Annotated in this window: 8 protein-coding genes and 2 pseudogenes; 1 reads left to right on the plus strand and 9 read right to left on the minus strand. The window is 38.5% G+C overall.

Annotation, left to right across the window (positions count from 1 at the left end):
- Positions 1–123: 123 nt before the first annotated feature.
- The 5 genes and pseudogenes from AC2TDN_RS26145 to AC2TDN_RS26165 all read right to left on the minus strand — a co-directional run.
- A pseudogene (locus tag AC2TDN_RS26145) lies at positions 124–408 on the minus strand (DUF4179 domain-containing protein); the annotation flags it as partial.
- Positions 408–975 (minus strand): annotated as a pseudogene (locus tag AC2TDN_RS26150) (sigma-70 family RNA polymerase sigma factor). The pseudogenes AC2TDN_RS26145 and AC2TDN_RS26150, both read right to left, overlap by 1 nt.
- Before the next feature lie 205 nt (positions 976–1,180).
- On the minus strand, positions 1,181–1,585 hold the full coding sequence (locus AC2TDN_RS26155; RefSeq protein WP_484690692.1) for an HAD-IA family hydrolase: 405 nt from the start codon (positions 1,583–1,585) through the stop codon (positions 1,181–1,183).
- Positions 1,539–1,742: a transposase gene (locus AC2TDN_RS26160; protein ID WP_482065882.1), complete on the minus strand. Its 204-nt coding sequence runs from the start codon at positions 1,740–1,742 to the stop codon at positions 1,539–1,541. Before AC2TDN_RS26160 ends, AC2TDN_RS26155 begins: the two co-directional genes overlap by 47 nt.
- A complete protein-coding gene (locus AC2TDN_RS26165; protein ID WP_482065881.1) occupies positions 1,739–2,353 on the minus strand; it encodes a DUF4372 domain-containing protein in 615 nt (204 codons plus the stop codon). The genes AC2TDN_RS26160 and AC2TDN_RS26165 overlap by 4 nt, the downstream gene beginning before the upstream one ends.
- Positions 2,354–2,606: 253 nt before the next feature.
- Between AC2TDN_RS26165 and AC2TDN_RS26170 the strand changes: the two genes are divergently transcribed.
- Positions 2,607–2,792 carry a hypothetical protein gene (locus tag AC2TDN_RS26170; RefSeq protein WP_482065880.1) on the plus strand — a complete coding sequence of 62 codons (186 nt, stop codon included), beginning with the start codon at positions 2,607–2,609 and terminating at the stop codon, positions 2,790–2,792.
- Between the two features lie 398 nt (positions 2,793–3,190).
- Here the strand turns inward: AC2TDN_RS26170 and AC2TDN_RS26175 are convergent, their stop codons facing one another.
- From AC2TDN_RS26175 to AC2TDN_RS26190, 4 genes are all read right to left on the minus strand, one after another.
- Positions 3,191–3,946, minus strand: a complete 756-nt coding sequence (locus tag AC2TDN_RS26175) for a PhzF family phenazine biosynthesis isomerase (RefSeq protein WP_484690693.1) — start codon at positions 3,944–3,946, stop codon at positions 3,191–3,193.
- 373 nt (positions 3,947–4,319) lie between these two features.
- Positions 4,320–5,372: an acyltransferase family protein gene (locus tag AC2TDN_RS26180; RefSeq protein ID WP_484690694.1), complete on the minus strand. Its 1,053-nt coding sequence runs from the start codon at positions 5,370–5,372 to the stop codon at positions 4,320–4,322.
- A 359-nt stretch (positions 5,373–5,731) separates the two neighbouring features.
- On the minus strand, positions 5,732–6,007 hold the full coding sequence (locus tag AC2TDN_RS26185; RefSeq protein ID WP_484690695.1) for a hypothetical protein: 276 nt from the start codon (positions 6,005–6,007) through the stop codon (positions 5,732–5,734).
- A 258-nt stretch (positions 6,008–6,265) separates the two neighbouring features.
- Complete coding sequence (locus AC2TDN_RS26190; protein WP_484690696.1) at positions 6,266–7,498, minus strand: S1 family peptidase; 1,233 nt, start codon at positions 7,496–7,498, stop codon at positions 6,266–6,268.
- Positions 7,499–7,627: the final 129 nt, after the last annotated feature.

Raw genomic sequence — 7,627 nt, forward strand, 5'->3', positions numbered from 1 at the left:
AATAGGGAAGTGGTTCTTACAGTGACCACTTCCCTTATCTAATACAATTAGCGGTCACGCTCAGCGTCATATCTTGGACAGTAGACATCGTCAATTTCCGGTCATGTGAGGACGTCAGTAACAATAAAGGCCTGTTTTTCCATTATCTAAAAATCTAAAAATATTTCCTATTACAGGAATGCTGGCAGCATAAGCAGGAAACGTTACTCCAAACGTTGCAGCGGTTAAACCGATTATTATGACAATTGCAGCGGCATTCTTTTTCCAGCTCTTTATTTTTTTCTTCTTAGATATGGATTCCTTTAATGCTCTTTTGACTTTAGCCTTCTCTATTTCATTTACGTCCATTTCCGTATATTCATTCTCATCGATGTTCATATCATTTAATAATTCATAAATATCCTTCATCATACACTACCTCCAAAACTAAAATTCACAGCTTCGTGATTAAGCTTCTTTTTCCCTCTATAAATTCGATTGTCGATCGAAGCGTTAGTCATACCAAGCTTTGTCGATATTTCACCCGTTTTTAAACCTAGAAAGAATTTCATTACAAAAATATCCCGATCAACAGGCTCTAACATGTTAATCAGCTTAATAAGCTCAGCTTTGTCTTCCATCATAATTAGTTCATCTTCTGCTGATTTTTCCGCGTATAAAACCATATCATTTGAGGCGAGTTCTACTTTATGGTTAGCTTTCCTGTAGTAATCAATAGATTTGAATTTAGCAAGCAATCGCACATATCCATTTCTTAAAGTCCGTAGTATCTCCGGTGAATTTTCTCGAATTGATCCAAATAGAAAGAAAGATATCGTTGATACACTCCTCTATCATTCCATCGTTCTCAAGCGGGGAGAGGACTTTATATGTTACCCCTTTTATTAATGGCAAATATAGATCAATGATATATTCCATAGCATCTTCTTTTTGCCGTTGTAATCGCTGTATAAAATTTTTATCGTTAGACTTCATGCAACAATTCCCCTTTTTTTGAAAAACCTTATACACTATATACAACGAATGAAAAACGTTTTTCTCTCAAATTTGTAATAAAGTATTTTTATTTTCGTTTATCTATCTCAATTATAATGAGCGATATGGGACGGCCTACTAATAAAAATAAAAAAAGCCGATTCCTCTATTATAAGGAATTCGACTTCATTTGTTGGCCATACTTCTATACATACTGTAGCAGCTCATCCAAACGCTGAATTTCATAGGTCGGCTTAATTAACAATTCATTCCGTTTTCGCTTCGGGTTATACCAGCATGTATCGATGCCGTAGTTGATGCCGCCTTGTATATCAGAAGTTAAAGAATCTCCTACAATTAGCACCTTCGATTTATCCGTTACCTGCAACTTATCGAATGTATAATCAAAGATTCCCGTATGCGGCTTCGAATAGCCGGTAACCTCCGAAACAATGATATGCTCGAAAGCATTTGCGAGGCTTGATCTGCCGATCCGATTATGCTGCGTCTGCTTAATGCCGTTGGTAATGATCGCTATGCGGTGGCCGTCCCCTAGCATCTGCTCAATAAGAGCTTCCGAGCCTTCGATAAGGAAGGAGCCCTCTTCCAAATAATGAACGTATCGCTATATGCTGTTTCATCCATTTGAAGAACGTTTCTATCGCCCAGCGGTTCCGATACATTTCGCTAACTTCATCAGCTGTTAGGTCAAATCGTTTCGTCAATAAGAATAGCAAATTCCCTTCCGAGTCTTCCGTTTGAATCATGTGCAAGACACTGCGTAATCGACATAGCCTCGATTGAAGACATAAGTGACGCCTTCTTCATCTGCCAGTTCTTCAAGCGGTTTTCGATCACTAACTTTAGCTGGCGTAACCTTTACCTTGTCAGGAAAGACCTCCTCGTCATCCCAATAGGCAATGCGAGAGTGTAGTTTAATACCCGATTTCGTAGATCGATAATGTGCCCATTTGAATTTCTGTAAACACATCACAATCGTTATCGAATCAATGATCTTAATCTTATTTCGAGATCGCTGCGGATTGGCTTTAGAATGGATTCGCTTCACGAGTTGGTTAAAAACCTGTTCTAGAAGCATCGGATTCACGTCGCTATGTTTCCTACAAAGTTGCGATGATGAAATCGAGGAAAATCCGAGTTCGTATTGAAACTCTGGGCACAGTACATCATTGGCAATGTCACGAAGTCCATCGCGTCCTTGAAGTTCTGCGTGAAGGAAAAGCTTGAAATAAGCAAGAGTCGTTAGTTTCTTCGTGTACATATCTTGATTCATTTCTTTTACGCTATCTTTGAACGTTTTCTTACAGATTGGCTCTAGCCATTTACCAAATGAAGAAAATATAGTAATCTTGTCCATGAGTTGATCCTTTTCAGTGGATTATGGACAGGGTAACCTAACATATCTATTGTAAAGGATTTTTTTGTGCTCGGATTTAATAATCACGAAGTATTATGAAGATTCCGAGAACATTAATGCAACGCTAGTGTCCTGATATGTTTTGTAAGCAAGAAGGAATTCATTAAGATTTCTCCTTGCACTATTTTATTTTTTCAATATTAATGAGTCCATGAGTTATTGGAATTCTATTTTATCGGAGGTAATGAGGATAATGGAAAAAAAAATTAAAACTTTTAAATTTACTTTGTTAATGTCTTTTATATGTTTTATTATGACGGGAGTTAACTATTTTGCTTTCAAAGTTCCTGCAGTTGGAGTAGCGTTTATTGTAGTTACAATCTCATTCATTATTATTTTTATTTGTTATAAAATAGAAATGAAAAACATTAATAAATAACAGTGTGAAACACTCGCGTTGCATAAACCTTGACACTCTATGTTTCTGAAAATTAAGAAAACGTATTTCAGACAGCAAACCCAAAAGGTCGAACGCCTCTTAAAGGTAGCTCTTTCCATTTAAATAAATTATGTAAATTTGTTCACATGAGTGATTAACCGGATGATTTGGAGACTATCTGCTCGTTTCTCTTCGTCGTCTCGTATTTATCTTGCCGGGTTTAAGACACCCGATCTGTGAACGTACTCGTACATATTGGCGCTAACCATTTACCAAACGAAGAAAATAGCTTATGCTTGTCCATAAGATTGATCCTTTTCAGTGGATTATGGACAGGGCTACCTGCCATATCTATTGTAAAGGATTTATTTTTGTGCAATTTTCGATAAAACAGAAAGTTATGAAGAATCAGATAACATTAATGCAACGCTAGTGAGGAAATAATAAGCGCCCATCACGCCGGAAGCCGTACCGGTTATCGGATCTTCTATCGTACCTGAGTAGGGGGAAGAAAAATGCCTTGCATGCACATGTGCTTCACGATCAAAGGCTTCCAAGCAAAAAGGATGAATGGAGGCTCTCGGGTTTTCTTTTAAAATTGCAGGGAATTGATCCGTGCTGGGCACCATTTTAGCAAAAGAAGAAAGTTTCTTGACAGGTACTAGCAAGGTCCACGTTCCGGTACTGCCATAAACGATTGGCAACTGCTCGTCCCAATCATCTGCACATAAACCTATCGCATTAAACAACTGTTCCCTATCTCCGCCAAATGGGATGAACTCCGGATTGCCTTGTTTCATTTTGATCTGATAAGGCTCTTCCTCGCTGCATGTAATCGGCAATATACCGATATTCGTTTCAATCGTCAATTGTTGTCGATCAGGCAGCAAGCCATGACTCTTCAACGCGTACATCGACGCCATCGTTGCATGACCGCATAAGGGAATCTCATGACCTGGCGTAAAATAGTTCAACCGCAAGTCCGCTCGCTCAGACTTTGTTACAAACACCGTTTCATTAAAACCGACCCGCTTGGCGATTTCCTGCATGTCTTCCTTACTCAGATGATCGGCTTGGAGAACAACTCCTGCTGGATTGCCTTGATTTGGCGTCGATGTAAATGCATCATAGTGAAACACTTGTACGTCCTTCATATCGTTACTCCTCATAAAAAAATCATCGACCGCGCAATATATTCGGATTATATATTTCCACAAACCCGCACTGCATGGTCTCGTTCAACTGGCTTCATCCACATTCATGCTGGCGTTTGATTAACCTGATTTTATGTAATTCGTTGCTCCGCTGTCATTTCCTTTTCCTGTAATCCCATTTACGCACTGAAAAAAAGACAAAGCACCTGTTAAGATGCCTTGTCTCCACTCATTTAAGAATCTTTGGATCTGGTCGCCATATCGATGATCATTACGATAAGCACGAGTAGTTGAATGAGCAATTCGATACTCATAACAATCCCTCCCTGCTGCAGGTAATGCTCCTTCGACGCGGCTTCTCCTCTCGTATCACCTAGCTTAATGAACGTCTCCCATTACCATATTTATGGCTGAGTTTAAATTTTATGTCGGATATTTTTACAGCGACCGCGGCCATTACAACCGTTAACAGACATACTGCAGCAAAATGAATAAGGCTATTCGTTATAAATACCGACTCTAATCCAGCAGCCTTAGCCGCACCGCGAACGAGCACGATAGCGATTGGATGCAAAATATAAATCCACACCCGCCACTCCCTGAATGCTTTGCCAAATTTCCCTCTCCATAACAATGCCCATTGGAATAAAAAATAAGTGGCCGGCAGCGCAAAAATGTACATGCTGTCGTGACGGGGAAGCTCCAATGACTTCAACATAATTGCCTCGGCAAACATCAATCCCAGCGACAGAAGAAATAAGCTGGCGTAAATAATCGGTCTTCTTGCTTGAAGCGGATGCTTGGCAGCATAGGCACCTAGTACAATATAAATGGGAGCATAAAACAGGCCGTTGCGCGTGTAATCAAAAACGAAGAACATCGCGTCATAGAACTGCCTGATTCCATCGATTCCTTCGATTAGGCCATAGTAGCTGTCTCCAATAAGGCCAATCACATATAATAAACTGACAAACGCTAGCATCGCTGTCAAAGACATTTTCCTATACAAAAAATAAGCAATCGTTATGCCTATCATTAGAGCTGGCAAATACCACAGATGATAAAAGGTTCCGTCAAATACGATATCCTTGAAGAAGGAGTATATCGTGAAGTTTTCCTTGAAATAACCAGTGTAGAGATTAAGCGGTATATATAACAATATGGCTATCAAATACAATACGCCAATTTTCTTCATATATCCAAGCCATGCTTTTGAATCTTTTGCTTGCTCGCCAGTCCATTTGCGGAAGAAAAAAAATCCGGATGTCATAAAGAAGATTGGAACAGCAATTCGTGTAAGAACGCCGCTAATCAGATAATCTGCATTAGAGTTGTAGGCATGCAAAGGGCCGGTATGGTTAGCGATAACCAATATAGCGACAAGGAATTTCAAAAGGTCCAACCCGCCGTAGTTTAATTTAGCCATGATACTCGCTTCCTTGGAATGCGGTAATGATAAACCCGTCTTTGTTATTGCCTGACAGGCGATAAAGATCACATTTTACAATCGGTACGGTAGTCGAAGGCCCTTCCTCTGCTGGCACATAATAGATCTCAACCTGCAGGCTGCCATTGTTGAATCTAAGATGTTCGCCGGAATACGTATAGTCTTTGAGAAAATCGATATACTCCTCTAGAGGGGTCGCGCCAACATTTTAACGAGAATATACGCTAAGCCTTTATATTACCTGAGAAACCAAGAAAAAATCAAGAAACCGCCCTCACATCAGGACGGTTTCTTTCATTGGAATATTGTTTTTTTCGGGACTGTGTTACACTAATTCTTTATTGTAACCCAAGAGTTTTGAAGAAAGAATTCATTTTGTTTGCTGTCTTAGAATCCATAATGTAATTTTTTGAAAAATCATCCTCAAATCTTTTGAATTTAACCCAATAACGAATGGTGAATAAGCTGCCATCCCTCTTCAAAATAATAATTTCGTAATCATGTAGTATATCTTCGAATGCTCCGTCTTTGTGTACGGCGTTATTTAATATTTGTTTTAGATTATCGAAAGTTTTTTGGTCGTTAAGTGTGATTAGAACATCTTGATTAGACAAGTTGGCCAAATCCGGCTTAATGATTCGGATCTCCTTAATATCAGAGGTCACCAGTGAGATTGTTTGTTTTTCAATTGGAACTTTAATTGGAACTTCCTCCTTATCTATCCTCTGACATCCGATTAGAAATAGCATAACTACAATTATTATTGAAAGTTTATACAGTTTCTTCCCTCCTTTCCGTTTAAGATTTGTTCAATATGAAATGTACGGCTTGGACCCATAAAATGGATACTAAGCCTCGCTGGAATAAGTGCTCTAATTTGTCACTTTCAGATCCGTATTAGATGTGTATAAAGTGAAAGGCTTGTTAGGTTCACTTAGTGCATTCAATTTACTTATTTTCATAGCAACTCCTTCCGAATAATCTACATCATTAAAAAATCCTCCTGCATGTACGCCAACAATTCGATCATCGTAAGGATTGAAAGTGATAGCACCACTATCACCACCATTCGAATCTCTACTTGCTCCGGACTTACTAATCAGGATTGTATCTGTATAACCCATTTCATCTGCAGAATTATCAATAACCGTACCGCATGTTACATCTGTTGTTACTCCTGATTTACATATAAGTTGATTAAGAGCTACGCTGCTTGTGCCTGGGTACCGTTTACCATACTCTGCATTAGAAACAGGACTATAAAAAAATTGATTACTGATATATTTGTTTGTGTTAGTTAAGCGAACTAACCCAATATCGTATCCACTACCTCGTCCATCAAAATGCCATACACCGATTGTATCAGCCCCTTGTTTTACATTAGAACCGATTGATGAAATACAGTGTCCTGCTGTGATTAAATACTTTTTCCCATCTTTAGTAGCAGTAGCTGCTGTAGAGCAATTACCATTGATGGATATTCCACCGCCCATAACAGTAAAAGTATCTGTGCGCGCCTTTTCGGGTTTTGCAGAATGCTCTACAATCTTAACTTCGTAAACATTCTCGTCAACACTAGACTTATTTAATTTTTCTTTTACTTCAGTGTTAACTGTGAAAGAGTTGACTGTTGCACTATCAAATTCTACAATAACCTTTTCCAGTTGGACATCGACATAAATGGAAGATGCGCCTGTATCAACATCGTGAATCTGATCCTGATATGCTTTCAACTCTGCTCTTGAATACTTTGCTTTTTTATATTCTAAAATTTCAGAAGGAACATACTTCTCAAGCGAATTTTTCAATGTTTGAATCTTCTCATCTTCATATTTTAAGAGGAATACAAACTTAAACTCTGTAGGTCGTCTGTTATCTAAATAAAATGTCCCATATTGATCCAATTCCTCAATGCTTCCTAGAACACTTGCAATAGTTTCATGAATTCGATCCAGATACGTTCGTTCATAATATAACTGGACCTTTTGTAGATCTGTTAACGGAAGATCAGTTTCAACCATTGGTCTTTTTGTAGAATCCTCTTGTGTAGATGGTTCAGCTTGAACAACTCCAACAGTAAACAACAAAACAAAAACTAAAATCACGGGAATAACTAGGATGTGTCTGAAAACTAAAGAATTTTGTGATATGATTTGAGAAAAACGATTGGAGCATCAATCATGATTCAAAGACGGTATGAACTAAGCGATGAACAATGGGAACAAATTAAGGAT

It is taken from the genome of Paenibacillus sp. Y660 (assembly GCF_057221575.1).

Excerpts from the sequence above, each read along its gene's own strand:
- AC2TDN_RS26160 (WP_482065882.1), bottom strand. The coding sequence starts at position 1,742 with ATGATTCAAACGGAAGACTCGGAAGGGAATTTGCTATTCTTATTGACG.
- AC2TDN_RS26165 (WP_482065881.1), bottom strand. The coding sequence starts at position 2,353 with ATGGACAAGATTACTATATTTTCTTCATTTGGTAAATGGCTAGAGCCA.
- AC2TDN_RS26170 (WP_482065880.1), top strand. The coding sequence starts at position 2,607 with ATGGAAAAAAAAATTAAAACTTTTAAATTTACTTTGTTAATGTCTTTT.
- AC2TDN_RS26175 (WP_484690693.1), bottom strand. The coding sequence starts at position 3,946 with ATGAAGGACGTACAAGTGTTTCACTATGATGCATTTACATCGACGCCA.
- AC2TDN_RS26180 (WP_484690694.1), bottom strand. The coding sequence starts at position 5,372 with ATGGCTAAATTAAACTACGGCGGGTTGGACCTTTTGAAATTCCTTGTC.